At 62.6% G+C, this 25,695-nt stretch carries 27 protein-coding genes and 1 pseudogene; 26 read left to right on the top strand and 2 right to left on the bottom strand.

Annotated elements, in window-relative coordinates:
• Positions 1 to 221 precede the first annotated feature (221 nt).
• The 24 genes and pseudogenes from P8H27_RS20590 to P8H27_RS02460 form a co-directional block, all read left to right on the top strand.
• A pseudogene (locus P8H27_RS20590) lies at positions 222 to 635 on the top strand (HAMP domain-containing protein); the annotation flags it as partial.
• A gap of 117 nt (positions 636 to 752) precedes the next feature.
• Entirely contained in the window at positions 753 to 2,003 is a 1,251-nt protein-coding gene (locus P8H27_RS02350) for a methyl-accepting chemotaxis protein (RefSeq protein WP_374761321.1), read from the top strand.
• Positions 2,004 to 2,408: 405 nt separating this feature from the next.
• A complete protein-coding gene (gene fliL / locus P8H27_RS02355; RefSeq protein WP_289635011.1) occupies positions 2,409 to 2,930 on the top strand; it encodes a flagellar basal body-associated protein FliL in 522 nt (173 codons plus the stop codon).
• 13 nt (positions 2,931 to 2,943) lie between these two features.
• The gene (fliM, locus tag P8H27_RS02360) at positions 2,944 to 3,915 is read left to right on the top strand and encodes a flagellar motor switch protein FliM (RefSeq protein ID WP_289635012.1); all 972 of its coding nucleotides are present in this window, start codon (positions 2,944 to 2,946) and stop codon (positions 3,913 to 3,915) included.
• A 62-nt stretch (positions 3,916 to 3,977) separates the two neighbouring features.
• Positions 3,978 to 4,448, top strand: coding sequence for a flagellar motor switch protein FliN (gene fliN / locus P8H27_RS02365; protein ID WP_289635013.1), 471 nt, complete (start codon positions 3,978 to 3,980; stop codon positions 4,446 to 4,448).
• 20 nt (positions 4,449 to 4,468) lie between these two features.
• Positions 4,469 to 4,912 (top strand): flagellar biosynthetic protein FliO, encoded by a 444-nt coding sequence (gene fliO / locus P8H27_RS02370; protein WP_289635014.1) that lies wholly within the window; start codon positions 4,469 to 4,471, stop codon positions 4,910 to 4,912.
• Positions 4,909 to 5,664 carry a flagellar type III secretion system pore protein FliP gene (fliP, locus tag P8H27_RS02375; protein ID WP_289635015.1) on the top strand — a complete coding sequence of 252 codons (756 nt, stop codon included), beginning with the start codon at positions 4,909 to 4,911 and terminating at the stop codon, positions 5,662 to 5,664. Before fliO ends, fliP begins: the two co-directional genes overlap by 4 nt.
• Positions 5,665 to 5,666: 2 nt before the next feature.
• Positions 5,667 to 5,936 (top strand): flagellar biosynthesis protein FliQ, encoded by a 270-nt coding sequence (fliQ, locus tag P8H27_RS02380; RefSeq protein WP_289635016.1) that lies wholly within the window; start codon positions 5,667 to 5,669, stop codon positions 5,934 to 5,936.
• Positions 5,937 to 5,988: 52 nt separating this feature from the next.
• Positions 5,989 to 6,759 (top strand): flagellar biosynthetic protein FliR, encoded by a 771-nt coding sequence (gene fliR, locus P8H27_RS02385; protein ID WP_289635017.1) that lies wholly within the window; start codon positions 5,989 to 5,991, stop codon positions 6,757 to 6,759.
• Positions 6,760 to 6,762: 3 nt separating this feature from the next.
• Complete coding sequence (gene flhB / locus P8H27_RS02390; protein ID WP_289635018.1) at positions 6,763 to 7,899, top strand: flagellar biosynthesis protein FlhB; 1,137 nt, start codon at positions 6,763 to 6,765, stop codon at positions 7,897 to 7,899.
• A 184-nt stretch (positions 7,900 to 8,083) separates the two neighbouring features.
• Positions 8,084 to 10,192, top strand: coding sequence for a flagellar biosynthesis protein FlhA (gene flhA / locus P8H27_RS02395; RefSeq protein ID WP_289635211.1), 2,109 nt, complete (start codon positions 8,084 to 8,086; stop codon positions 10,190 to 10,192).
• Between the two features lie 15 nt (positions 10,193 to 10,207).
• Positions 10,208 to 11,509, top strand: a complete 1,302-nt coding sequence (gene flhF, locus P8H27_RS02400; RefSeq protein WP_289635020.1) for a flagellar biosynthesis protein FlhF — start codon at positions 10,208 to 10,210, stop codon at positions 11,507 to 11,509.
• Between the two features lie 117 nt (positions 11,510 to 11,626).
• Positions 11,627 to 12,457, top strand: coding sequence for a flagellar synthesis regulator FleN (gene fleN, locus P8H27_RS02405; RefSeq protein WP_289635021.1), 831 nt, complete (start codon positions 11,627 to 11,629; stop codon positions 12,455 to 12,457).
• Positions 12,454 to 13,200, top strand: a complete 747-nt coding sequence (fliA, locus tag P8H27_RS02410; RefSeq protein ID WP_289635022.1) for an RNA polymerase sigma factor FliA — start codon at positions 12,454 to 12,456, stop codon at positions 13,198 to 13,200. Before fleN ends, fliA begins: the two co-directional genes overlap by 4 nt.
• 126 nt (positions 13,201 to 13,326) lie before the next feature.
• The gene (locus P8H27_RS02415) at positions 13,327 to 13,701 is read left to right on the top strand and encodes a chemotaxis response regulator CheY (RefSeq protein ID WP_170829026.1); all 375 of its coding nucleotides are present in this window, start codon (positions 13,327 to 13,329) and stop codon (positions 13,699 to 13,701) included.
• 19 nt (positions 13,702 to 13,720) lie between these two features.
• The gene (locus P8H27_RS02420) at positions 13,721 to 14,509 is read left to right on the top strand and encodes a protein phosphatase CheZ (protein WP_289635023.1); all 789 of its coding nucleotides are present in this window, start codon (positions 13,721 to 13,723) and stop codon (positions 14,507 to 14,509) included.
• Between the two features lie 10 nt (positions 14,510 to 14,519).
• On the top strand, positions 14,520 to 16,757 hold the full coding sequence (locus P8H27_RS02425; RefSeq protein ID WP_289635024.1) for a chemotaxis protein CheA: 2,238 nt from the start codon (positions 14,520 to 14,522) through the stop codon (positions 16,755 to 16,757).
• Between the two features lie 43 nt (positions 16,758 to 16,800).
• Positions 16,801 to 17,916, top strand: coding sequence for a chemotaxis response regulator protein-glutamate methylesterase (locus tag P8H27_RS02430; protein WP_289635025.1), 1,116 nt, complete (start codon positions 16,801 to 16,803; stop codon positions 17,914 to 17,916).
• Positions 17,916 to 18,656 (top strand): flagellar motor protein, encoded by a 741-nt coding sequence (locus P8H27_RS02435; protein WP_289635026.1) that lies wholly within the window; start codon positions 17,916 to 17,918, stop codon positions 18,654 to 18,656. Before P8H27_RS02430 ends, P8H27_RS02435 begins: the two co-directional genes overlap by 1 nt.
• A 2-nt stretch (positions 18,657 to 18,658) precedes the next feature.
• Positions 18,659 to 19,531 (top strand): flagellar motor protein MotD, encoded by an 873-nt coding sequence (gene motD / locus P8H27_RS02440; RefSeq protein WP_289635027.1) that lies wholly within the window; start codon positions 18,659 to 18,661, stop codon positions 19,529 to 19,531.
• Between the two features lie 51 nt (positions 19,532 to 19,582).
• A complete protein-coding gene (locus P8H27_RS02445; RefSeq protein WP_289635028.1) occupies positions 19,583 to 20,371 on the top strand; it encodes a ParA family protein in 789 nt (262 codons plus the stop codon).
• An 87-nt stretch (positions 20,372 to 20,458) separates the two neighbouring features.
• The gene (locus P8H27_RS02450) at positions 20,459 to 21,262 is read left to right on the top strand and encodes a CheW domain-containing protein (protein WP_289635029.1); all 804 of its coding nucleotides are present in this window, start codon (positions 20,459 to 20,461) and stop codon (positions 21,260 to 21,262) included.
• Positions 21,263 to 21,364: 102 nt separating this feature from the next.
• On the top strand, positions 21,365 to 21,844 hold the full coding sequence (locus tag P8H27_RS02455) for a chemotaxis protein CheW (RefSeq protein WP_172147066.1): 480 nt from the start codon (positions 21,365 to 21,367) through the stop codon (positions 21,842 to 21,844).
• A 3-nt stretch (positions 21,845 to 21,847) separates the two neighbouring features.
• Complete coding sequence (locus P8H27_RS02460) at positions 21,848 to 22,243, top strand: DUF2802 domain-containing protein (protein WP_289635030.1); 396 nt, start codon at positions 21,848 to 21,850, stop codon at positions 22,241 to 22,243.
• A 117-nt stretch (positions 22,244 to 22,360) separates the two neighbouring features.
• On the opposite strand, the gene P8H27_RS02465 is transcribed toward P8H27_RS02460, so the two are convergent.
• On the bottom strand, positions 22,361 to 22,687 hold the full coding sequence (locus P8H27_RS02465) for an EscU/YscU/HrcU family type III secretion system export apparatus switch protein (protein ID WP_289635031.1): 327 nt from the start codon (positions 22,685 to 22,687) through the stop codon (positions 22,361 to 22,363).
• Positions 22,684 to 24,228: a flagellar hook-length control protein FliK gene (locus tag P8H27_RS02470; RefSeq protein WP_289635032.1), complete on the bottom strand. Its 1,545-nt coding sequence runs from the start codon at positions 24,226 to 24,228 to the stop codon at positions 22,684 to 22,686. The genes P8H27_RS02465 and P8H27_RS02470 overlap by 4 nt, the downstream gene beginning before the upstream one ends.
• Before the next feature lie 151 nt (positions 24,229 to 24,379).
• Between P8H27_RS02470 and ccmA the strand changes: the two genes are divergently transcribed.
• The gene (gene ccmA / locus P8H27_RS02475; RefSeq protein WP_289635033.1) at positions 24,380 to 25,015 is read left to right on the top strand and encodes a cytochrome c biogenesis heme-transporting ATPase CcmA; all 636 of its coding nucleotides are present in this window, start codon (positions 24,380 to 24,382) and stop codon (positions 25,013 to 25,015) included.
• Positions 25,012 to 25,683, top strand: a complete 672-nt coding sequence (ccmB, locus tag P8H27_RS02480) for a heme exporter protein CcmB (protein WP_289635034.1) — start codon at positions 25,012 to 25,014, stop codon at positions 25,681 to 25,683. Before ccmA ends, ccmB begins: the two co-directional genes overlap by 4 nt.
• Positions 25,684 to 25,695: the final 12 nt, after the last annotated feature.

The following is a 25,695-nucleotide window of genomic DNA, read 5'->3' on the forward strand; positions in this document are numbered from 1 at the left end:
CGATTCAGGCGCCCGCAGCGGTTGCCGATGAGTTGAATGCCCCCTCCTCTTGTTTGCCTGGCGTGGTGATCTGTCGCCACAAAGGCCAAGCTGTTTGAACGGAGGTTCGCGTTCGATCTTGACTGTCACGCAGCTACCAGCTGCGCAAACTGCCAAGCCCCAGCGGGAATGACATGGCGCCTACACAATACGACAAGGAGACAGCGACTATGAGTACCCTGATGGAGCTGTACGACTGGAGTGAACGAACGTTCTGGAATTCGTTGAGCAAGAAACTGGCGAGTATTCTCCTGCTTTATGTCATCAATCTGGGCTACCTCTACGTGTATGTCGACCAGCAGCGCTTCATCGCCGCGGCGCTGGCCGAGGGGCAGGCCTCGGCGGAACTGGCGGCGAGCATCAACGCCTCGCTGGACGGCGGCTTGACCGTGGTGCTTGTACTCAGCCTGCTCGGGTTGGTCTGGATCGTCGGCCAGATCCTCTATCTGCGCCATCTTATTATGAAGCCCGTGCGTTCGATGATCGTCGCCTTCGACGAAATCGGCCGGGAGGGAGGAGATTTCTCGCAGGATCTGCAGGCCACTTCGCACGACGAATTCCGCGAGCTGGCCGAGAGTTACAACCGCTTCGCTGGGAACATGCGGCAGATAATCAGTGAGATTCGCAAGATGACTATTCCCATCGCTCGCGAGGCGTTGCAGGTCAAGACGCGGGTTGAGGACACCGGTAAGAGCGCTCGGCAGCAGGTCGCGATGACCGAAACCGTATTTACCGCCAGCACCGAAGCCACCACCGCCATCGATGAAGTGTCGCGCAGCACCCAGATCATTTCCGGCTCGACCAGCACCAACCTCGACAGTGCGCGGGTGTCGCTGCGGGAAATGCGGGATATCTCCGACAAGATCAACCAGGTCGGCGAGAAGGTGCTGAGTTTCAATCAGACGGTCGTGGATCTCTCGCACCGTTCGACCAGCATCAACCAGATCGCCACACTGATCCGCGACGTTGCCGATCAGACCAATCTGTTGGCCCTCAATGCGGCCATCGAGGCGGCCCGTGCCGGTGAGGCTGGGCGCGGTTTCGCCGTCGTCGCGGATGAGGTGAGGACGCTGGCCGAGCGGGTCAACAAAGCCTCGACGGAAATTTCTGAAAACATAACGACCATGCTGTCGCTGGTTGGCAGCGCGCAGGTGGAGACCGACGAGATCAACTCCGATGTGCAGCAGACGCGCGCCGTGGTGAGCCGCTCGGCCGTACACTTCGAGCAGATGGTCGGCGATTTCGAGCAGACCGGCGAGCAGCTGCTGCATATCGCCAGCGCCATGGAGCAGCTGTCGGCGACCAACGTCCAGGTGCATGAGAACGTTACCCAGATCCACAGCCTCTCGGCGGAAGTCGCGTGTCACATGGCCGACTCCGAGGCGCGCACTGGCTGTCTGTCACGGGATACCGAGGCGGTGCAGGAGCTGGTGTCGCGCTTCAAGATCGGCCTCGGCGTCTTCGATCTGGTGGTCGACAAGGTGCGTGAGCTGCGCGATGCGCTGCAGGCGGAACTGGTAGCGATGAACCGCGATGGTATCGACGTCTTCGACCGTAACTACCAGCTGTACGCCAAGACCGTGCCACCCAAGTACAAGCTGGCTTGGAGTGACGAGTACACTCGCCGCTGCCAGCAGCATCTGGAAGTCAGTCTGAGCGCCATTCCCGCCTGCATCTATGCGGTCGGGGTGAATGTCGACGGTTACCTGTCGGCGCACAACCTGAAGTTTTCCAAGCCGCTGAGCGGCGACGAAGCCGCGGATCTGCTTGGCAACCGTTGTTGCCGCAAATTCGAAAATCCTGGCGAGCTGCGGGCGGCGAAGAACGTCACGCCGCTGCTGGTGCGCACCTATATCCGCGACACCGGCGAGCTGCTCTGCGACCTGGCCATGCCGATCCATATCGGCGGCCGCCACTGGGGTAACGTCCGCGTCGGCTGTGCTATCGACGCGCTGTTGCAATAGCGCCTAGCAGGCCGTTGAAAAACTACCTGCGTTGCCGATGCGTCGTTAAAAACAGGCTCAAAATGCTCATTTACAACACGTAAACTGCGCTTTTTCGCCTGTTTTTGCCTAGCCTCGGCTGCCTCGCCTACATTTTTCAACGGCCTGCTAGGGCTTGCGACCGCGGCCGCCGGGCAGCCGGGCGCGGTCGTTTTCGGGTGACAGCAAGAGGCGGGACTGGTATACCCGCTGGCCATCGTTGAGTCGAACCTCGATCGCGCATGCTGTTGCGCTATTTGTCCGGGTTGTCCGGGGGGGGGCGCGCAATCGGGGCCCGGCGAGCTGCAGCTATGCGCAAGCTGGCATAACACTTGCTCTCAACCCTTTGAACACGGATTGAACTCCGATTAGTGACGGATAATTGGCATGGCTAAGAAAGACGCGGCGCAAGAGCCGGTAAGCACCGAGGCGAAACCGGCCGGCAAGTTGAAGCTCATCATCTTGATTGTCGTGGGCTTGCTCCTGGCTGTGGGTGTGTCGGTGGGCGGCACCTGGTTTTTCCTCAACAAGGGCGCGGCCAAGAGTGAAGTCGAAGTGGCGTCTGCGCAGCCCGCGGTGCCCGTCAAGCAGGCGGCGATATACGAAGAGCTGGTGCCGGCGTTCGTGGTCAACTTCACCCATAACGGTCGGGCGCGCTACATGCAGGTCAGTGTGGCCTTGCTGGTGCGAGACCAGGCGGCGCTGGATGCGCTCAAAGTGCACATGCCGGTGCTGCGCAATCGCCTGGTGATGTTGTTCTCCAGCCAGGATTTCGAGACGTTGATCACCCCGGTGGGCAAGGAAATGCTGCGCCAGCAGGCTACCGCCAGCGTGCAGGAATTGGCGCAGAAGGAGACGGGCAAGCTGACCGTCGAGCAAGTGCTGTTCACCAACCTAGTGCTGCAGTAGCCGGGAGCTTCGCATGGCTGTGCAAGACCTGCTTTCCCAGGACGAGATCGATGCGCTACTGCACGGCGTCGATGACGGGTTGGTCGATACCGAGGACGACGTCGAACCGGGAAGCGTCAAGCAATATGACCTGACCAGTCAGGATCGGATCGTCCGTGGGCGCATGCCGACCCTGGAAATGATCAACGAGCGCTTTGCCCGCTACACCCGTATCAGCATGTTCAACCTGCTGCGTCGCTCGGCGGATGTGGCGGTGGGCGGCGTGCAGGTGATGAAGTTCGGCGAGTACGTGCATTCGCTGTATGTACCGACCAGCCTCAATCTGGTGAAGATGAAGCCGCTGCGTGGCACCGGGTTGTTCATCCTCGATGCCAAGCTGGTGTTCAAGCTGGTCGACAACTTTTTCGGTGGCGATGGCCGCCACGCCAAGATCGAGGGCCGCGAGTTCACCCCCACCGAACTGCGGGTGGTGCGCATGGTGCTCGATCAGGCCTTCGTCGACCTCAAGGAAGCCTGGCACGCGGTGCTGGACATCAACTTCGAGTACGTCAACTCGGAGGTCAATCCGGCCCTGGCCAACATCGTCAGCCCCAGCGAAGTGATTGTGGTGTCGACTTTCCATATCGAGCTGGACGGCGGTGGCGGCGATCTGCACGTCACCATGCCCTATTCGATGATCGAACCGATCCGCGAGATGCTCGATGCCGGTTTCCAGTCCGATGTCGACGATCAGGACGAGCGCTGGATCAAGTCCCTGCGCGAAGACATCCTCGACGTCAGCGTGCCGCTCGGCGCCACCGTGGCCAAGCGCCAGCTGAAACTGCGCGACATCCTGCACATGCAGCCGGGCGATGTGATCCCGGTGGAGATTCCCGAGAACGTAATCTTGCGTGCCAATGGCGTGCCGGCCTTCAAGGTCAAGATCGGCGCGCACAAAGGCAACCTGGCGCTGCAAGTGCTAGAGCCCATCGACCGCCAGCGCTGACTGCTTGTCATTGCACCGCGCAGCGCTCGCCCAATCCGTTACCAGCCAGCCGAGGACAGACGATGGCAGACGAAAATGAACACACCTCTCCCGAGGAACAGGCGCTGGCCGACGAGTGGGCCGCCGCTCTTTCCGAGTCCGGCGACAGCGCCGATCAGGATGCTATCGATGCCATGCTCGCCGGCGGTGGGGCGGCTGCGCCAGCGCCGCCACGCGCGCCCATGGAAGAGTTCGGCAGCGTGCCCAAGGGCAATCTGCCGATCCATCTGGAGGGGCCGAACCTCGATGTGATCCTCGATATTCCGGTGTCGATCTCCATGGAGGTCGGCAACACCGATATCACCATCCGCAACTTGCTGCAGCTCAACCAGGGTTCGGTGATCGAGCTCGATCGTCTCGCCGGCGAGCCGCTGGACGTGCTGGTCAACGGTACCCTGATTGCGCACGGCGAAGTGGTGGTGGTCAACGAGAAGTTCGGCATCCGCCTGACCGATGTGATCAGCCCCAGCGAACGGATTAAGAAACTGCGTTAATACGCCGACAGAGCCCGAACATGCACAGATTTCTTGGGATTACCTCGTTCCTGCCGCTCACCGCCCTGGCCGCAGAGCCGGCAGCGCAGGCAGCGCAGGCGGTCACGCCCATGGTCGGCAGCGGCATCGGCGGGCAGCTGGGGCAGTTGCTGCTCGGCTTGCTGCTGGTGATCGGCCTGATTTTCCTGTTGGCCTGGCTGATGCGCCGGGTGCAGCAGCTCGGCCCGCGCGGCGGCCAGGTGATCAAGATAGTCGCCAGTCAGGCGCTCGGCCCGCGCGATCGGCTGGTGCTGGTGCAGGTGGGCGGCGAGCAGCTGCTGCTGGGGCTGACGCCGGGGCGTATCGCGCCCTTGCATGTGCTCAAGGAGCCGGTGCACCTGCCTGACGGTGAGCCGGCCTCGACCGAGTTCGCTCAGCGCCTGATGGAGGTGCTGGGCAAGGATCACAAGGACACGTCTCGATGAGCGCGCTGCGCCTGCTGCTGGTTCTGCTGTTGAGCCTGCTGGCGCCCCTGGCGCTGGGTGCCGACAATCCGCTGTCGATCTCGGCGATCACCCTGAGCACCGACGCCGAAGGCCAGCAGGAGTATTCGGTCAGCCTGCAGATCCTGTTGATCATGACGGCGCTAAGTTTCATCCCGGCCTTCGTCATGCTGATGACCAGTTTCACCCGCATCATCATCGTGTTTTCGATTCTGCGCCAGGCTCTGGGCCTGCAGCAGACGCCGTCCAACCAGATCCTGATCGGGCTGGCCTTGTTTCTGACCCTGTTCATCATGGCGCCGGTGTTCCAGCAGATTAACCAGGACGCCTTGCAGCCTTATCTCAACGAACAATTGCCCGCCCAGGAGGCGCTTGCCAAGGCCGAGGGGCCAATCAAGAACTTCATGCTGGCGCAGACCCGCGAAAGCGATCTGGAGCTGTTCGTGCGCCTGTCCAAGCGCACCGATATCGCCAGCCCGGAACAGGCGCCGCTGGTCATTCTGGTGCCGGCGTTCGTGACCTCGGAGCTGAAGACGGCGTTCCAGATCGGTTTCATGATTTTCATCCCGTTTCTGGTCATCGATCTGGTGGTGGCCAGCATCCTCATGGCCATGGGCATGATGATGCTCTCGCCGCTGATCATTTCCCTGCCGTTCAAGATCATGCTGTTCGTCCTCATCGATGGCTGGGCGTTGATCATGGGCACCCTCGCTGCCAGCTTCGGAGGCACCTAGGCATGACCCCCGAAGTAGCTGTCGACCTGTTTCGCGAGGCGCTGTGGCTGACCGCAACCATAGTCGCGATCATCGTCGTGCCCAGTCTGCTGGTCGGCCTGATGGTCGCCATGTTTCAGGCCGCCACCCAGATCAACGAACAGACCCTGAGTTTTCTGCCGCGCCTGCTGGTGATTCTGCTCACCCTGATCGTGGCCGGACCCTGGCTGGCGCGCGAGCTGATGGAGTACACGCAGACCTTGATCATGAATATCCCGATGCTGATCGGCTGAATGCCCATGGCTAAATCGACTGTGCGCCCCAATAGCGGCGTTGGGCTTTGACATGCTGGAGCTGAGCGATGCGCAGATCGGCGGCTGGGTGGGAGCTTTCCTGTTGCCGCTGTTTCGTATCGCCGCGCTGTTGATGACCATGCCGATTATCGGTACCCAGATAGTGCCGCTGCGCGTGCGCCTGTACCTGGCGCTGGCGATTTGCCTGGTATTGACGCCCAATCTGCCGGCGATGCCGCAGGTCGATGCGCTGAGTCTGCCGACCTTTATCCTGATTGCCGAGGAAGTGCTGATCGGGGCGATGCTGGGCTTCACCTTGCAGCTGTTCTTCCACGCGTTCGTCATTGCCGGGCAGATAGTGGCGACGCAGATGGGCCTGGGCTTTGCCTCGATGGTCGATCCGGCCAACGGTATTTCGGTGGCGGTGATCGGCCAGTTTCTGCTGATGCTGGTGACCTTGCTGTTTCTCGCCATGAACGGTCATCTGGTGGTCTTCGAAGTGCTGGCCGAGAGTTTCGTTACCCTGCCGGTGGGTGGCGGCTTCCTGGTCGAGCACTACTGGGAATTGGCCAATAAGCTGGGTTGGGTAATGGGGGTGGCGTTGATTCTGGTGTTGCCGGCGATCACCGCGTTGCTGGTGGTCAACCTGGCCTTCGGGGTGATGACCCGCGCCGCGCCGCAGCTGAATATTTTCTCCATCGGTTTTCCGCTGACCCTGGTCATGGGCTTGGTGATCCTCTGGATCGGCATGGCCGATATCCTCGCCCAATACCAGGTGTTCGCCAGCGAAGCCCTGCAACTGTTGCGCGCAATGGCGCGTTAGCCCATGGCCGAATCGGAAAGCGGTGCCGATAAGAGTGAGGAACCCACGGAGAAACGCCTCCGTGAGTCCCGTGAAAAAGGCCAGATTGCCCGCTCCCGCGAGCTCAATACCCTGGCGATCATGCTGGCCGGGGCCGGCGGCTTGCTGGCCGTTGGCGGCAGCCTGGGCAGCGCCTTGCTGTCGATCATGAGCGGCAACTTCGCCCTGTCGCGCGAGGTGATCATGGATGAGCGCTCCATGGCGATCTGGCTGCTGGCCTCGGGGAAAGTCGCCGTGGACGCCGTGCTGCCGTTGTTTCTGGCACTGCTGATCGCCTCGATTGTCGGCCCGATTGCCTTGGGCGGCTGGTTGTTCTCGGCCAAGGCGATGGCGCCCAAGATCAGCCGGATGAATCCGTTGGCGGGGCTCAAACGGATGTTCTCGACCAAGGCATTGGTCGAGCTGCTCAAGGCGCTGGCCAAGTTCACCCTGGTGCTGGCCGTGGCGCTGGCGGTGCTCTCGGCCAAGGTCGACGACCTGCTGGCGATCGCTCACGAGCCGCTGGAGTCGGCCATCCTGCACGCGGCCCAGGTGGTCGGCTGGAGCGCATTGTGGATGGCCTGCGCGCTGGTGTTGATTGCGGCGGTGGATGTGCCGTTCCAGCTCTGGGACAACAAGCAAAAGCTGATGATGACCAAGCAGGAGGTGCGCGACGAATACAAGGACAGCGAGGGCAAGCCCGAGGTCAAACAGCGTATCCGTCAATTGCAGCGCGAGATGGCCGAACGGCGCATGATGCAGGCCGTGCCCCAGGCCGACGTGGTGATCACCAACCCGACCCACTTCGCCGTCGCCTTGAAATACGATCCGGCCAAAGGCCATGCGCCGGTGTTGCTGGCCAAGGGCGGCGACTTTACCGCCTTGAAGATTCGCGAGATCGCCCAGGAGCACCAGGTCATGCTGCTGGAATCGCCGGCCTTGGCGCGGGCGGTGTTCTATTCCACCGAGCTGGATCAGGAGATCCCGGCCGGGCTGTACCTGGCCGTGGCCCAGGTGCTGGCCTACGTCTACCAGATTCGCCAGTACCAGGCCGGCAAGGGCAAGCGCCCGGCGCCGCTGCCGGATCTGCCGATCCCGCCGGATTTGCGCCGCGACGAATAGCGCGGATCGAGCCGCGTAAGCCCGCATGGCGGCAACAGGCTCGCCCCATCCTGCGCGATCCTTCATCCCATATTCCCCGCCCCGGCAAAGTTGGACAGTTTCTTGCACTCCCTTGGCAAAGGCGTCGTTAGCGTCAAAAGATTGAATTGGCTGGGGTAGGGATGTGGCAGTAGATCGCTCACAAATGGTCGGCAACGTGCGCAGCAACCTCTCGGGGTTGCGTCAGGGCAATCTGGGCATCCCCTTGATGCTGCTGGTCATGCTCGGCATGGTCATGCTGCCGATCCCGCCGTTCCTGCTCGACGTGTTGTTCACCTTCAGCATCGCCCTGTCGATCGTGGTGCTGCTGGTTGGCATCTATGCCCTGCGCCCGCTGGACTTTGCGGTGTTTCCGACCATTTTGCTGGCGGCCACCTTGCTGCGCCTGGCACTCAACGTCGCCTCCACTCGGGTGGTGCTGCTCAACGGCCATGACGGCCATGGCGCGGCGGGGCAGGTGATTCAGGCCTTCGGCGAGGTGGTGATCGGCGGCAACTACGTGGTCGGTATCGTGGTGTTCGCCATCCTCATGATCATCAACTTCGTGGTGGTGACCAAGGGTGCCGGGCGGATTTCCGAGGTCAGCGCGCGCTTTACCCTGGATGCCATGCCGGGCAAGCAGATGGCCATCGATGCCGACCTCAACGCCGGTCTGATCGAGCAGGCGGAAGCCAAGAAGCGCCGCGCCGAGGTGTCCCAGGAGGCCGACTTCTATGGCTCGATGGACGGTGCCAGCAAGTTCGTCCGCGGCGACGCCATCGCCGGCCTGCTGATCCTGTTCATCAACCTGATCGGTGGGGTTGCCATCGGCATCTTCCAGCACGACCTGAGTTTCGCCGATGCGGGCAAGGTCTACACCCTGCTGACCATCGGCGACGGCCTGGTCGCGCAGATTCCCTCGCTGCTGCTGTCCACCGCCGCGGCGATCATGGTCACCCGGGTTTCCAGCTCGGAAGACATGGGCGCCCAGGTCGGCCGGCAGATGTTCGCCTCGCCGCGTGCCTTGGCCGTGGCCGCGGCGATCATGATCGCCATGGGCCTGGTGCCCGGCATGCCGCACTTTTCCTTTATCAGCCTGGGCCTGGTCGCCGCGGGCGGCGCCTACTGGATCGCCAACAAGCAGCGCAAGGTCAAGGAAGAGGAGGTGCATGAGGTGCAGCGCCAGCAAGAGTTGCTGCCGGCCCAGCGCGCCCAGGAGGTCAAGGAACTCGGTTGGGACGATGTCACGCCGGTGGATATGGTCGGCCTGGAGGTCGGCTACCGCTTGATCCCGCTGGTCGACCGCAACCAGGGTGGCCAGTTGCTTGCGCGGATCAAGGGCGTGCGCAAGAAGCTCTCGCAGGAGATGGGCTTTCTCATGCCTTCCGTGCACATCCGCGACAACCTCGACTTGCAGCCCAGCGCCTACCGCTTGACCCTGATGGGTGTCAGCGTGGCCGAGGCCGAGATCTATCCGGATCGCGAATTGGCGATCAATCCGGGCCAAGTGTTTGGCAGCCTCAACGGCATTGCCGGCAAAGATCCGGCGTTCGGCCTGGAAGCGGTATGGATCGACCCGGGCCAGCGCGATCAGGCGCAGTCGCTGGGCTACACCGTGGTCGATGCCAGCACGGTGGTCGCCACCCACCTCAACCAGGTCTTGCACAAGCACGCGCACGAGTTGCTGGGGCACGAGGAAGTGCAGCAGCTCATGCAGTTGTTGGCCAAGAGCTCGCCCAAGCTGGCCGAGGAGCTGGTGCCGGGTCTGGTGTCGCTGTCGACCCTGCTCAAGGTGCTGCAGGCGCTGCTGCAGGAGCAGGTGCCGGTGCGCGACATCCGCACCATCGCCGAGGCCATCGCCAACGTGGCGCCGAAGAGTCAAGATCCCGCCGCGATGGTTGCGGCAGTGCGGGTCGCCCTGGCCCGTGCCATCGTGCAAAGCATCGTGGGACTAGAGCTGGAGCTGCCTGTGATCACCCTTGAGCCGAGGTTGGAACAGATATTGCTTAACAGTCTGCAGAAGGCCGGTCAGGGCTCCGAGGAAGGCATCCTCCTGGAGCCGGGCATGGCCGAGAAGCTGCAGCGTTCCCTGGTGGAAGCGGCGCAGCGCCAGGAGATGCTCGGCAAGCCAGTGATCCTGCTGGTGGCCGGTCCGGTTCGGGCGATGCTCTCGCGGTTTGCACGGTTGGCAGTGCCGAGTGTGCATGTGCTGGCGTACCAGGAAATCCCGGACAACAAGCAGGTCACCATCGTCGCAACGGTGGGGCAGAATTAACCGAGGTAACAGGCTATGCAGGTCAAACGCTTTTTCGCTGCCGATATGCGCCAAGCCATGAAGCTGGTTCGCGACGAGCTGGGCGCGGACGCCTCGATCATCGCCAATCGCCGGGTTGCCGGCGGTGTCGAACTGACTGCTGCCCTGGACTACCAGATTCCCGCCGCACCTGCCCGGCAACCGAACCCGGCGCTGGAGGCCGAGTTGCGCCAGACCCAGGCGCGCATCGCTTCGGCTCAGGCCGAGCTGGTCACGCGCAGCCACGCCGACGCCAGCAAGGATCGCCAGCTGTTCGCGGAAGAACCGGCGGCGCCGCAGGGCGACCTGGACACCGCTCTGCGCATGGCGGCGCCGGCGCCGATGGCCAGTAGCGACCAGGGCGCGCTCGAGGCCATGCGTTCCGAGTTGCACGGCTTGCGCGAGTTGCTCGAAGTGCAGCTGGGCTCCATGGCCTGGGGGCAGATGCAGGCGCGCCGGCCGCAGCAGGCCAGTCTCTGGCGGCGCCTGCAGCGCATGGGCTTGCCTGCCGAGTTGTCGCGGGTGCTGCTCGAGCGGGTGGCGAATGTCGCCGAGCCGCGCCAGGCCTGGGGCATGTTGCTCGCGCACCTGGCCCATGCGATTCAGACGCCTAAACAGGAGCCGCTGGAGGAGGGCGGGGTGATTGCCCTGGTCGGCCCGGCCGGCATGGGTAAAACCACCACCCTGGCCAAGCTGGCCGCGCGCTATGTGCTCAAGTACGGCGCCCAGCATGTGGCTTTGGTCAGCCTGGACAGCTATCGCATCGGTGCCCAGGAACAACTGAAGACCCTGGGGCGTATTCTCAATGTGCCGGTGACCCTGGTCGATCCGGGGCAGTCGTTGACCCAGGCCCTGGCTCCGCTGGCGCGCAAGCGCGTGGTCTTGATCGATAGCGCCGGCCTGCCGGCCAGCGATCCCGCCCTGCACATGCAGCTGGAGACCCTGGCCGGTCGCGGCATCAAGGCCAAGAATTATCTGGTCTTGGCGGCCACCAGCCAGAGCCAGGTGCTCAAGGCGGCCTACCACAGCTACAAACGCTGCGGCCTTTCCGGCTGCATCCTGACCAAACTGGATGAGGCCACCAGCCTGGGCGAGGTTTTAGGTCTGGCTATTGGCCAGCGTCTACCGGTAGCCTATCTGACCGATGGGCCGCGTATCCCCGATGATTTGCAGGTGCCACGCAGCCATCAGTTGGTGAGCCGGGCGGTGGGCCTGCAAAATGCCGAGGATCCGAGCGAAGATACGATGGCCGAGATGTTTGCCGGGCTTTATCAGCATCCGGCGCGACGCGCCGGTTAATGGCCACTGCAGTAAAGATTCAGCGATAGGCGGCAATGCGTGGTGCCCGGCAGTGGGTTGATGGCGTACACGCAGCCACATGGTTCCAGTCGAAGTCAGACAAGGTGTAGAAATAACATGGGTATGCATCCCGTACAGGTGATTGCGGTGACCGGCGGCAAGGGCGGCGTTGGCAAGACCAATGTGTCGGTGAATCTGGCGCTGGCGCTGGCCGACCTCGGTCGGCGGGTGATGGTGATGGACGCCGACTTGGGCCTGGCCAACATCGATGTGCTGCTGGGGCTCACGGCCAAGCGCACGCTGGCCGATGTGATCAGTGGCGAGTGCGAATTGCGCGACGTGGTGCTGCAAGGCCCAGGCGGCATTCGTATCGTGCCCGCCGCTTCGGGCACGCAGAGCATGGTGCAGCTCTCGCCGATGCAGCATGCCGGCCTGATCCAAGCCTTCAGCGACATCAGCGACAACCTCGATGTGCTGATCGTCGATACCGCCGCCGGGATTGGCGACTCGGTGGTTAGCTTCGTCCGCGCCGCCCAGGAAGTGCTGGTGGTGGTGTGCGACGAACCGACCTCGATCACCGACGCCTATGCGCTGATCAAGCTGCTCAACCGCGACCACGGCATGAGCCGTTTCCGCGTCCTGGCGAATATGGCGCACAGCCCACAGGAAGGCCGCAACCTGTTTGCCAAGCTGACCAAGGTTACCGACCGCTTCCTCGACGTCGCGCTGCAATATGTTGGCGCAGTGCCTTACGATGAGTCGGTACGCAAGGCCGTGCAGAAACAGCGGGCGGTCTACGAAGCGTTCCCGCGCTCGAAGTGCTCCCTGGCGTTCAAGGCGATCGCGCAGAAAGTCGATGCCTGGCCGCTGCCGGCCAATCCGCGCGGCCATCTGGAGTTTTTCGTCGAGCGTCTGGTGCAACAGCCGGCCGCGGATGCGGCCATATGACAGCAACTTCTGGACTCCGTATGTACAGCAAGGCGCAGACGCAGGATGCCCAGCACCAGTTGATCGAGCGCCACGCGCCCTTGGTCAAGCGGATTGCCTATCACTTGTTAGCGCGTCTGCCGGCCAGCGTGCAGGTGGATGATTTGATCCAGGCCGGGATGATCGGCCTGCTCGAAGCCTCGAAGAAGTACGACTCCAGTAAAGGTGCCAGTTTCGAAACCTTCGCCGGCATCCGCATCCGCGGTTCGATGCTCGACGAGGTGCGCAAGGGCGATTGGGCGCCGCGTTCGGTGCATCGCAACAGCCGCATGGTCAGCGATGCCATTCGGCTAATTGAAGCCAGAACCGGTCGAGACGCTAAAGATCAAGAGGTTGCGGCCGAACTCCAATTGAGTCTCGAGGATTACTACGGCATCCTTGGCGACACTTTGGGCAGCCGGCTGTTCAGTTTCGACGATCTGTTGCAGGACGGCGAGCAGGGCGGTCTGCACGAAGACGCCAGTTCCACCCACCCGGAACCCTCGCGCGAACTGGAAGACGAGCGCTTTCAGGCGGCGTTGGCCGATGCCATCAGCCACTTGCCCGAGCGGGAGCGGTTGGTGTTGGCGCTGTATTACGATGAAGAACTGAATCTCAAGGAAATTGGTGAGGTTCTGGGGGTTAGCGAATCGCGCGTCAGTCAGTTGCATAGTCAGTGTGCCGCACGCTTGCGGGCGCGACTGGGAGAATGGCGGGCGAGCTAGCAGTCCGTTGGAAAACTAGCGAGTGCGCTGGTTTCGCCGCGGCCTGTCAGGCCGGTTTCACAATTGAAAGCAGGCCCAGGTGCTGGGTTCGTTTGGGACTGTACGGAGGTCGACTTGGACAAAAACATGAAAATCCTCATCGTTGATGACTTTTCAACGATGCGCCGGATCATCAAGAACCTCCTGCGCGACTTGGGGTTCACCAATACCGCAGAGGCCGATGATGGCACCACGGCACTGCCGATGCTGCAAAGTGGCAGCTTCGATTTCCTGGTGACTGACTGGAACATGCCAGGCATGACCGGGATCGACTTGTTACGAGCGGTGCGCGCCGACGAGCGCCTGAAGCACCTGCCGGTGTTGATGGTGACCGCTGAAGCGAAGCGCGATCAGATCATCGAGGCCGCACAAGCCGGGGTGAATGGCTATGTGGTTAAACCGTTCACGGCCCAAGTGCTGAAAGAAAAGATTGAAAAAATCTTCGAGCGGGTCAACGGCTGATGTCTGCCGCGAGGGCACTATGGAACACAATGATTGCGCTCAGGGTGATTTTGAGTCGACCCTGAAAACACACGCTCGCCAGTTGGTGGATAGCCTGGAACACGGCGATTTTGGCGAAGCGGTGCAACTGATCAACGATATCAACAAGGTTCGCGACCGTGGTCTGTATCACGAGGTCGGCAAGCTGACGCGCGAGCTGCATAACGCCATCGTCAATTTCCAGCTCGATCCGCGCGTACCGCACGCCAAGGAAGTGTCGCAAATCGCCGACGCCACCGAGCGCCTGAACTATGTGGTGACGATGACCGAGAAAGCGGCCAATCGCACCATGGATCTGGTCGAACAGAGTTCACCCCTGGTCAATGGCCTCGGCACCGAGGCGCAGAGCCTGAGCGCCGACTGGGGCCGCTTCATGCGCCGGGAAATGGGCGCCGACGGCTTTCGTGAACTGGCCAAACGGATTGAACTGTTCCTCGCCAACAGCGAGCGCGACAGCGTCCAGGTGGCGGCCCATCTCAACGACATTCTGCTCGCTCAGGACTATCAGGATTTGACCGGCCAGGTGATCAAGCGGGTGACGCAACTGGTCACCGAAGTGGAAAGCAACTTGCTCAAGCTGGTGCTGATGGCCAGCCAGGTCGACCGTTTCGCCGGCATCGAGCATGACCACGCCGTGCTGCGTGCCGAACAACAGCAACAAAAAGAGCCTTCCCACGGTGAAGGTCCGCAGATTCATGCCGATAAGCGTGAAGACGTCGCATCCAATCAGGATGATGTCGACGATCTGCTTTCCAGCCTGGGATTTTAGGAGCACGTCTATGAGCTTCGGCGCCGATGAAGAAATCCTCCAGGACTTCCTGGTTGAGGCCGGCGAGATTCTTGAACTACTGTCCGAGCAATTGGTGGAGCTTGAAAGCCGCCCGGACGACATGAATCTGCTTAACGCTATTTTTCGCGGTTTCCACACCGTCAAAGGCGGTGCCGGTTTTCTCCAGCTCAATGAGTTGGTGGAATGCTGCCATATCGCGGAAAACGTCTTCGACATCCTGCGCAAGGGCGAACGGCGCGTCGACTCCGAGCTGATGGATGTGGTGCTGGAAGCGCTCGATGCGGTCAACGGCATGTTTAGCGAAGTGCGCGAGCGCGTCACCCCGACGCCGGCCACTCGGGAATTGCTGGCAGCCCTGGCGCGCCTGGCCGAGCCGGCGGCTGCGGTTGTGCTCGAACAGCCCGTTGCCGAGGTTGTCGAGGTTGTCGAGGCGCCTGCGGCGGCCTCTGGCGATATCACCGACAGCGAATTCGAGCAGTTGCTCGATGCGCTGACTGAAACGCCTGGCAAGACGGCAAACGCAGGCGTTGCGGGCGACGAAATCAGCGACGATGAGTTCGAGTCGCTGCTGGATGAGTTGCATGGCAAGGGCCAGTTCTCGGTTCCGTCTGTGGCTGTGTCCGCTGCGGCGAGCGCCGTCGGGCAGCCAGCCGCGGCCGCGGCCAGCGACGAGATCAGCGACGATGAGTTCGAGGCGCTGCTCGACCAGTTGCATGGCAAGGGCCAGTTCGCAGCACCAGCACCAGCGGCGGCCGTGGCGCCGCCGGTTGCAGCGCCCGTTGCGGCAGCGGCTGGCGATGAAATCAGCGATGACGAATTCGAGGCGCTGCTCGATCAGTTGCATGGCAAGGGCAAATTTGTCGAGCCGGCCGCGATCGCCAAGGCGCCCGCGGCAACAGTGGCGGCGGCCGCTGCGGGCAAACCCGCGGCTGCCGCTCAGCCCTTGGCCAAACCCGCGGCCAAGGTCGCTCCGCTGAAAGCGCCGACGCCGACGCCGACGCCGACGCCGACGCCGACGCCGGCCGCCGCAACCGCCGATAAGACGCCAGCGCCCAGCGAAGCGGAAACCACCGTGCGGGTGGATACCGCGCGCCTGGACGAGATCATGAACATGGTCGGCGAACTGGTGCTGGTGCGTAATCGTCTGGTGCGCCTGGGTTTGAATAGCAACGACGAGGCGATGGCCAAGGCCGTCTCCAACCTCGACGTGGTCACCGCGGATCTGCAGACGGCGGTGATGAAGACGCGCATGCAGCCGATCAAGAAGGTCTTCGGCCGCTTCCCGCGATTGGTGCGGGACTTGGCACGCAGCCTGAAGAAAGAGATCAACCTTGAACTGGTCGGCGAAGAAACCGACCTGGACAAGAACCTGGTCGAGGCGCTGGCCGATCCGCTGGTGCACTTGGTGCGCAATGCCGTCGACCATGGCATCGAAACCCCCGAAGAGCGCGAGGCCGCGGGCAAGTCGCGCGGCGGCAAGGTGGTGCTGTCGGCCGAGCAGGAGGGCGATCACATCCTGCTGTCGATCTCCGACGACGGCAAAGGCATGGACGCCGATGTGCTGCGGGCCAAGGCCGTGGAGAAGGGCCTGCTGGACAAGGATGCGGCCGACCGGCTCAACGAGTTCGAGTGCTACAACCTGATCTTTGCCCCGGGTTTCTCGACCAAGACCGAGATCTCCGACGTGTCCGGTCGCGGCGTCGGCATGGACGTGGTGAAAACCAAGATTTCCCAGCTCAACGGCACGGTCAACGTGTTCTCGGTCAAGGGCCAGGGCTCGAAGATCGTCATCAAGGTGCCGCTGACCCTGGCGATCATGCCGACGCTGATGGTGATGCTGGGCAACCAGGCGTTCGCCTTCCCGCTGGTCAACGTCAACGAGATCTTCCACCTCGACCTGTCGCGCACCAATGTGGTCGATGGCCAGGAAGTGGTGATAGTGCGCGACAAGGCGCTGCCGTTGTTTTACCTCAAGCGCTGGCTGGTGCGCAGCGCTGCCCATGAGGAGCAGGGCGAGGGCCACGTGGTGATTCTCACCGTGGGTAACCAGCGCATCGGTTTCGTCGTCGATCAGCTGGTCGGTCAGGAAGAAGTGGTGATCAAACCATTGGGCAAAATGCTCCAGGGCACTCCAGGTATGTCTGGCGCTACCATCACCGGCGATGGACGCATCGCCCTGATTCTCGACGTGCCGAGCATGCTCAAGCGCTACGCGCGGCGCAACTGATCGTTCGCGGCGCCGGTTCAGACGGCGCCGTTTAGGAGTGTTTATGCTGGTCAAGGTGTTGGTGGTGGACGATTCCGGCTTCTTTCGCCGGCGCGTTTCGGAAATTCTCTCGGCCGATCCGAACATCCAGGTGATAGGCACGGCGACCAATGGTCGCGAAGCCATCGATCAAGCGCTGGCGCTCAAGCCCGATGTGATCACCATGGACTACGAGATGCCGATGATGGACGGCATCACGGCGGTACGAAACATCATGCAGCGCTGTCCGACCCCGGTGTTGATGTTTTCTTCGCTGACCCACGAAGGCGCACGCGTCACCCTGGATGCCTTGGAGGCCGGCGCGGCAGATTTTCTGCCGAAGAACTTCGAGGACATCTCGCGCAATCCGGAGAAGGTCAAGCAGTTGCTGTGCGAGAGAATTCACGCTATTGCGCGCAGTAATCGCCGCAGTTTGAGCCCGGCGCCTTTAACCAGCCCCTCTGTCAGCCCGGCGGCAAAGCCGGCCGCAGTGGCCAGTGCGCCGCGTCAGTTCGCGGTTGCCGCGCCGGTGCCAGCCCCGGGGCCGGCGGTTACGCGCGCGAGCGCGGCCAAACGCAAAGCCTACAAACTGGTGGCCATAGGTACCTCGACCGGTGGCCCGGTGGCCCTACAGCGGGTGCTGACCCAGTTGCCGGCCAATTTTCCGGCACCGATAGTGCTGATCCAGCATATGCCGGCGGCTTTTACCAAGGCCTTTGCCGAACGGCTGGACAAACTGTGTCGAATCAACGTCAAGGAGGCCGAGGACGGCGACCTGTTGCGTCCCGGCTTGGCACTGCTGGCGCCGGGCGGCAAGCAGATGATGATCGATGGTCGCGGTGCGGTGCGGATTCTGCCCGGTGACGAGCGCCTGAACTACAAACCCTGTGTCGACATTACCTTCGGTTCGGCGGCCAAGTCCTTTCACGATAAGGTGCTGGCGGTGGTCTTGACCGGCATGGGCGCGGATGGGCGCGAGGGTGCGCGTCTGCTCAAGCAGGGCGGCAGTCAGGTGTGGGCGCAGGATGAGGCCAGTTGCGTGATCTATGGCATGCCGATGGCGGTGGTCAAGGCCAATCTGGCGGACGCCATCTACGGCCTCGACGACATCGGTCGGCACTTGGCGGAGGCCTGCGTGTAATGGATGTGCTGAGCCTGATAGGGGTCATCCTGGCGTTCGTCGCCATTTTGGGTGGCAACTATCTGGAGGGCGGCCATGTGGCGGCGCTGCTCAACGGCCCGGCGGCGTTGATCGTGATTGGCGGAACCCTGGGCGCGGCGTTTCTGCAGGCGCCGGTCAGCGTGTTCAAACGCGCCCTGGCGATTCTGCGCTGGATCTTCTTGCCGCCGCGCATCGATCTGGCCGGCGGCATCGAGCATGTGGTGGGCTGGAGCATGACCGCGCGCAAGGAAGGCCTGCTCGGCCTGGAGGCGGTGGCCGACTCCGAGACCGATCCCTATGCGCGCAAGGGGTTGCAGCTGCTGGTCGATGGTGCCGAACCCGAAGCCATTCGCAGCATTCTCGAGGTCGACCTGTACACCCAGGAGGGCCGCGATATCCAGGCCGCCAAGGTCTATGAAAGCATGGGCGGGTACGCCCCGACCATCGGCATCATCGGAGCGGTGATGGGCCTGATCCACGTAATGGGCAATCTGGCCGATCCGAGCAAGCTCGGCAGCGGCATTGCCGTGGCCTTTGTCGCCACCATCTACGGGGTCGGTTTTGCCAACCTGCTGTTGCTGCCCATTGGCAACAAGCTCAAGGCCGTCGCCCTGCGTCAGTCGCGCTACCGCGAGATGTTGCTGGAGGGCATTCTGTCGATTGCCGAAGGCGAGAATCCGCGCTCCATCGAATTGAAGCTGCAAGGCTTCATGGAGTAGCCATGGCTCGTCGCAGGCACCCCGAAGAGCACGAAAACCATGAGCGTTGGCTGGTCTCCTATGCCGACTTCATCACCCTGTTGTTCGCTTTTTTTGTGGTGATGTACTCGATGTCCTCGGTCAACGAGGGCAAGTACAAGATTCTCTCGGACAGCCTGACCGGGGTGTTCAATCAACCAGACCGGGCGATCAAGCCTATCCCGGTGGGCGATGAGCGGCCGCGCACCACCGAGCCGGATCGCGCGCTGGTCGATGAGGACGAGCAGGCCGGCCCGGCGGCGGACTCCCTGCAGAGCATTGCCGAGAGCATGCGCCAGGCGTTTGCCGGCTTGATCGATTCCAAGCAACTGAAGGTGAGTGGCAACGAGCTGTGGATCGAGATCGAGCTCAGTTCCAGCCTGCTGTTTCCCAGTGGCGATGCCTTGCCGAACAATGCCGCATTCGACCTTGTCGAGAAGATTGCCAAGATTCTGGCGCCTTATGAAAACCCGGTGCATGTCGAGGGCTTTACCGACAACCTGCCGATTAAAACCGCGCAGTTCCCAACCAACTGGGAATTGTCGGCTGCCCGGGCGGCCAGCATCGTGCGCATGCTGGCCATGGATGGGGTCAACCCCGGACGCTTGGCGTCGGTGGGCTATGGTGAATTTCAACCCGTGGCGGATAACGCGACGGCCGATGGCCGGGCACGTAACCGGCGGGTGGTATTGGTGGTGTCGCGCAACCTCGATGTGCGTCGTAGCGTGAGTGGTGTGGGCAGCTCCAATGCCCGTCCCGATAGCGCCTTGCAGCGGGCTGGCACGCAACCTGCACCACTGCCTGCAATGCAGGCCCCGCCAGCGGGTGCCGTCAATCCCCCGTCGTTTGCCCCCTAGGGCGACGCCTGTTCTCGGTAGGGTCTGGATCATACCGGGAGGACAAACAAGATGAGAGTCTGGGCAGTAGCCAATCAAAAAGGTGGTGTGGGCAAGACCACCACCGCCATCGCCTTGGCCGGTCTGCTGGCCGATGCCGGCAAGCGCGTGGTGGTGGTCGATCTCGATCCCCATGGCTCGATGACCAGCTATTTCGGTCACGATCCGGATGCCTTGGAACACAGCTGTTTCGATCTGTTCCTGCAGCAAGGCGCGGTGCCTCAGGGGCTGCCGGAGCAATTGCTGCTGCCCACCAGCCATGAGCGTATCGCCCTGTTGCCGTCGAGTACCGCCTTGGCCACGCTCGAGCGCCAGTCGCCCGGGCAGAGTGGGCTGGGCCTGGTGATCGCCAAGAGTCTGGCGCAACTCTGGCAGGGCTACGATCATGCGGTGATCGACAGTCCGCCGTTGCTCGGCGTGCTGATGGTCAATGCGTTGGCGGCCAGCCAGCAGTTGGTGATCCCGGTGCAGACCGAATTTCTCGCGGTCAAGGGCCTGGAACGCATGGTCAGTACCCTGGCGATGATCAATCGGTCGCGCAAGCAGGCGCTGCCCTACAGCATAGTGCCGACCCTGTTCGACCGGCGTACCCAGGCCTCGCTGGGCACCTTGCGCCTGCTGCGCGACAGCTATCCGGAGCATCTGTGGCCGGCCTATATTCCGATCGACACGCGCTTGCGCGATGCCAGCCGCGCCGGGCGCACGCCTTCGCAGTTCGACCCCAATAGCCGCGGTGTGCTGGCCTATCGGGCGCTGCTCAAGCACCTGTTGGCGCAGCAGCTGGCCGCGCAGGTGGCATGAGATGAGGATCCCTGATCAGCCGAGAAACTCAAGTATGCCGCCACTGCGGCCGATAGGTTGTACAGGTTATTTTTGCGGATTCCATCTATGAGTCGTCCCGTCGCCACCGCCACGCGCCCCCAGTTGGCCTTGCAGTCCTATCTGGACAGCTTGTTGCAGGAGGCCGCGGTCGAATTGGCCGAGAGCAGCAGCCTGGACGAGTTCGCGGCCGCGGTGCTGGAGGAGCAGGTGCGCGATGCTGGCCTGCTGCCCGCTGCGCCGGTGCAGGCGCTGGCTGAACCGCAGCCTGTTAGCTTGCCGGTGCTCGACGCGGCACCCGCTGTGGTCGTTCAGCCGCTGCCGGTTGAGTCGGTGATCGACGTCCATTTGCCCGCTACCTCGATCAAGCAGCTACCCGGCTTGCAGTCGGGCGAGCGGCCAGAGTGGGCACAGGAGCCGTTCGAGTGCCTGTTATTCGATGTCGCCGGCCTGACCTTGGCGGTGCCGCTGGTGTGCCTGGGCTCGATATTTCCGCTGGCGGGGCAGGAGTTGACGCCATTATTTGGCCAGCCGGACTGGTTTCTCGGCATACTGCCGTGCCAGGCCGGCAACCTGAAGGTTCTGGATACCGCGCGTTGGGTCATGCCTGACCGTTATCGCGATGATTTTCGCCAGGGTTTGCAGTATGTGATTTCAGTGCAGGGCTATGAGTGGGGGCTGGCCGTGCATCAGGTCAGTCGTTCGATTCGTCTGGATCCCAGCGAGATCAAGTGGCGCACTCAACGCACGCTGCGGCCCTGGTTGGCGGGCACCGTGATCGAACACATGTGCGCCTTGCTGGATGTGGCGGCCCTGGCCGAGCTGATTGCCAGTGGCGCGGCCAAGCGCATGGTCAATGGCCAGATTCACTGATTGAGAAATGGCGGGCTCGCCCTGGCGGCGAGTTTGGCCGATGATGACAGGCGGTTTGAACCGCGCACGCCGCACCGCGCGGCTTACGACGAGGCTAGGGGTATGAAGAAGAATTCTGCACAGGGCGCTGAAGATCCCATCCTGCAATGGGTGACCTTCCGTCTGGACAATGAAACCTATGGCATCAATGTGATGCAGGTTCAGGAAGTACTGCGCTACACCGAGATCGCTCCGGTGCCGGGTGCGCCGAGTTATGTGCTGGGGATCATCAATCTGCGCGGCAATGTGGTGACGGTGATCGACACCCGCCAGCGCTTCGGCCTGGACTCGGCAGCGGTGACCGACAATACCCGCATCGTGATCATCGAGGCGGACAAGCAAGTGGTCGGCATCATGGTCGACAGCGTGGCCGAGGTGGTCTACCTGCGCCAGTCCGAGGTGGAAACCGCGCCGAATGTCGGCAACGACGAATCGGCCAAGTTCATCCAGGGCGTGTGCAACAAGAACGGCGAGCTGCTGATTCTGGTCGAACTGGACAAGATGATGAGCGAAGAAGAGTGGTCCGAGCTGGAGAGTATCTAAACCATGTTAGAGATCGCGCTGATCCTGCTTGGGCTGGTGTGCCTGGGGTTGGTCGGCACCTGCGTCTGGCTGATCATGCAGCAGCGCCACCTGGCGTTGTTGCAGGCCGAGCGGGATGCGGCGCGCGATCTGCGCATCAAGGAGTTAAGTAAGCGCCTGGATATCTACCTGGCCGGTAGCGTGCGCATGGGCGAAGAGCTGCACGAGCTGCGGCAAATCGTGGCGCCACTGCCGGACAAGCTGAGCCAGATCGAACAGCGCGATCCCAGTAGCCTGTCTTTTACCCAGGCCGCACGCCTGGTCGGCTTGGGTGCCAGTGTCGATGACCTGACCCAGTCCTGCGGGCTGAGCAAGGCCGAGGCAGAGCTGATCAGCAAGCTCAATCAGCCCAAACGCTGAGCGCGTGCGCACGAAATGCCTGCGGCGAATGCCCGGAGGCGGCTCGCAAGGGCGTTCGATATGTTCACAAATCCTGAGTCTTTCGCGTCCAGACCATCTGTAGCCTGGCTCGGCTCTTCAGCGTGGCGGGCCGTCAAGCCGTGGTAGCGGCGGGGTGATGTCGTTATCGCGCTGGAAACCCGGCGGGCACTTGCCCTTCAAATGCCAGGCGAACGCGATGATCTCGGCAATGCAGCGATACAGTTGCTCGGGGATTGCCTCGCCCAGTTCCAGGCGTGCCAGCAGGCGTACCAGTTCGGCATTCTCGTAGATGGGCACCTCATATTCGCGGGCGATTGCCAGAATCGCCTCGGCCAACTCGTCATCGCCCTTGGCGCTGAGGTTGGGAGCATTTTGCCCGTCATAGGTGAGGGCGATGGCTTGGCGCGGGGCTGGTTTTTTCATGCGGTTTCGTCAACCCAGCGTTGTTCCAGGCTGGTTCTTGAGCCCTGCGGTGGCGTACCTCGGTGGCACGCCAGTGCAGCGACATTCAGGCCGGCGGCGTTCAGGCGTTCGCGCAGCGTGCTCAGCTCGGCGTCGATCAGGCTGGCGGTGCGCGGGCGTTCGGCCCAGAGCTGGCCGGACAGGCTGCCGCGGGCCAGTTGCGCCTGAACCTGCAGCGGCCCCAGTGGCTCCAGGTCGAAGGCCAGTTCGACCTTCCACAGCGCTTCCTTGGGTTCCTTGTCCGGCGATTTCTGCGGTTCTTGGTGCTGGATTTTTACCTGCAAGGGCCGCAGTTCCTGCTGGTCGCGCATGGGCAGTTCCAGTTGCCAGGTCGTCAGCAGGTTGCCGTCCGGGCCGACCTGGCTCTGCGCCAGGCTGGACAGTTGGTGGGTTTGCAGGCGCGAGACGGCGGCGGCGGCCAGTTTCAGCAAGGTCTGCAGGTCGGCCTCGCCCTCCATCGTCTGCAGCAGGCGTGAGGGCAGGGGGAAGCGCAATGCCTGTTGGCGTGCGCCGGATTGGCCGAGGGAGCCGAGCATGTCGCGGGCGAATGCCGGCAGCGCCTGGGCTATGGCGGCGCTGGCATTGGCCGTGGCCAGCGGCGCGCCGGTTGCCAGGGTGGGTAACAGTTGGTTGATCAGGCGCAGCAGGTTGGCTTTCATGTCCGTAGGCAGGGCATGGCCCTGGCCGCCGAGCAGTTTGCTTTCGAGGAATAAACCGCTGTTTTCCATGGCCTGGCTCAAGCCTTTGACGCTGCTTAACTGACCCGCCTCCGGTAGGGCGCTGAGCAGCTTGTCGATGCTGCTGCGCAGGCCCTCCGGCAGCGCCTGCTTGCCAGTCACGCCTTGCAGGGCCTTGAACAAGCCTTCCAGCGAGCCCTGGCGATTTTGCTGGCTGGCCAGTTGCTGGCTTAACTCGAGTTGATCGAGGCGCCCGCTGAGGGGCAGGAAGCTCAGGGCCTGGCTGCTTTGCACCTGAGCGCTGAGCAAGCTGCCGAGGGGCAGTGGCAGAGGGGTTTCCAGCGCCAGTTTGCTGCCCGCCAACGGGGTGTTGAGCAGGCTCACTACCACCTTGTAGAGCACCTGCTGTGCTTTGGCTTGGGCCAACTGCTCGCGCGCCACGACCTTGCCTTGCAACAAGGTGCCGATCGGCAGTTGTTCGAGATCCAGGCTGGTCAGGGCTGTCTCGCCGCCGGCTAGCAGGGTCACGGCCAGACGGCTTTGCGACAGTGCCGTGACCGTCAGAGCGGTACCTTGGGCGAGGGGGCGCGGGCTGCTGGCTTGCAGGGTGGCCTGGCGACCATTGTCCAGGGTCAGTTTGAGCAGCAGTTGAAAGCTTTGCGCCACTTCCTTGAGGGCGACTACTTCGGCTTTGGCGGTCTCGCCGCTGGCGAGCAGGCCTTGCAGCGGCTGCAGCAGCTTGAGCGCCAGATCGCTGGCCGGCGCGCTGGCACGGCTGTTAGGCAGGGTTGGCGCGATCGGGCGGGAACTGCTGATATGGCTCATTGGCGGGTTACACCCTGTCGAAAATGCCCACTGCGGGGGTAGGGCATGGCATGTATAATCGCGCCCGGTCTGGGTCGGCTGCGCATTTAACTTGCGTCAGTATAGCGGCCGGGACACTGCCGACTTGAACCGCTTTTTAGGTGTATATGCCGTGACCAGTCCTCTTCTCGAAGCCGTGGCGCTCGCTTGTGAGCGGGATTGGCGCATGCTGTTCGAGCGACTCGAACTGCGTTTGGCGGCCGGCGAGATGTTGCAGGTTGCCGGTCCAAACGGCAGCGGCAAGACCAGCCTGCTGCGTCTGCTCGCCGGGTTGATGCAGCCAAGCGCGGGTGAAATCCGCCTGAATGGCCAGCCGCTGAGCGCGCAGCGCAGCGAACTGGCGCGCAACCTGTTGTGGATTGGCCATGCGGCCGGAATCAAGGGCCTGCTCAGCGCCGAAGAAAACCTGGCCTGGTTATGCGCGCTGCACCGTCCGGCCGAACGCGCGGCGATCTGGCGGGCGCTGGAGGCCGTAGGCCTGCGCGGTTTCGAGGATGTGCCCTGTCATACCCTGTCTGCCGGCCAGCAGCGTCGTGTCGCGCTGGCCCGCTTGTATCTGGATGGGCCACCGTTGTGGATCCTCGATGAACCCTTCACCGCCCTCGACAAGCTCGCCGTGGCGCAACTGGAAAACCATCTGGCCTGGCACTGCGAAATGGGCGGTCTGGTGCTGCTGACCACCCACCACACGCTGACGGTCAAACCCGCCGGTTACCGCGAGCTTGATCTGGGACAGCGTATTCTATGAGCAATGTGTTCAGTCTGTTGGTCGCCCGCGAAGCGCGGCTGTTGTTTCGCCGGCCTGCCGAATTGGCCAATCCGCTGGTGTTCTTCGCCATCGTGATCGCCTTGTTTCCGTTGGCCGTGGGGCCGGAGACGCAACTGTTGCAAACCCTGTCGCCGGGACTGGTGTGGGTGGCGGCGCTATTGGCCGTGTTGCTTTCGCTGGATGGCTTGTTTCGCAGCGATTTCGAGGACGGTTCGCTGGAGCAGTGGGTCCTTTCGCCGCACCCTCTGCCTCTTCTGGTATTGGCCAAGGTACTGGCAAACTGGTTGTTCTCCGGCCTGGCCTTGGTGCTGCTGGCACCATTGCTGGCCTTGATGCTCGGTTTGCCCGGGCGCTGTCTGCCGGTGCTGTTGCTCTCGCTGCTGCTCGGTACGCCGGTGCTGAGCCTGCTCGGTGCGGTCGGTGCGGCGCTGACGGTGGGCCTCAAGCGTGGCGGCCTGTTGCTGGCGCTGCTGATTCTGCCGCTGTATATTCCGGTGCTGATCCTTGGCAGCGGGGCGTTGCAAGCCAGCCTGCAAGGATTGCCGGCGGTTGGTCAGCTGTTGTGGCTGGCCAGTCTGACCGCGCTGGCGGTGACCTTGACACCTTTTGCCATTGCCGCCGGATTGACGATTAGCGTCGGCGAGTGATCTACAACCGTG

It is taken from the genome of Pseudomonas sp. sp1636, from assembly GCF_030376615.1.
Taxonomy (GTDB): domain Bacteria; phylum Pseudomonadota; class Gammaproteobacteria; order Pseudomonadales; family Pseudomonadaceae; genus Aquipseudomonas.